This is a genomic window from Grimontia indica (assembly GCF_000333895.2).
Taxonomy (GTDB): domain Bacteria; phylum Pseudomonadota; class Gammaproteobacteria; order Enterobacterales; family Vibrionaceae; genus Enterovibrio; species Enterovibrio indicus.
Window position 1 is genome coordinate 1 of the sequence record NZ_ANFM02000103.1, and the last position, 758, is coordinate 758.

Below are 758 nucleotides of genomic sequence, written 5' to 3' on the forward strand. Positions count from 1 at the left end.
GTCCCTGTCTTGTTAGACATGCTGATGGTTGTCGCTGAAAGCCAGCACCTGACCTTACCATTTGAGCAGGTTCTCCTTTCCGGCGACTGGATTGGTATGGATATCCCTCAGCGTCTGTTTGCGCTGAACGGCCATCAGGTAAGACTGGCTGCCATGGGAGGTGCCACGGAAGCCGCTATCTGGTCTAACACCTTTGATGCCTTTTCTCCGGATACCCCCCTCCCTGAGCACTGGACGTCCATTCCTTACGGTAAACCGCTCGCCAATCAGGTTTACCGGGTGGTCGATGCACAAGGGCGCGATTGCCCTGACTGGGTGCCCGGTGAGCTTTGGATTGGGGGCCTCGGGGTCGCCACCGGATACCGGGGGGATGACACCCTCACTCAGGCCCGCTTTGTTCAGGCCACATCAGAGACTGTTTCCGGCCAACCTGTTATGCGCTGGTACCGAACCGGGGACCAGGGGCGTTACTGGCCTGACGGCAATCTGGAATTCCTGGGCCGCCTTGACCATCAGGTCAAGGTGCGGGGACACCGTATTGAGCTCGGTGAGGTAGAAACTGCCCTGAACAGCCTGAGCGCTATTCACCGTGCTGTCGCTGTCGTGCTCTCTCCTGCCGGACAGCCTGCCTCACTCGCTGCTGCCCTGTTGGTTGACCATACAGATGATACTGACACCGAGCAGTTCAAGGCGGATGTCACTGACCAACTCCGTGCCCTGCTGCCCGACTATATGGTTCCTTCTACCCTCGCGCTGGT

Annotated in this window: 1 protein-coding gene; it reads left to right on the top strand. The window is 58.7% G+C overall.

The features are described 5' to 3' along the window. The coding region (locus D515_RS24935; RefSeq protein ID WP_039850787.1) for an AMP-binding protein at positions 1-758 on the top strand (758 nt) is incomplete at both ends.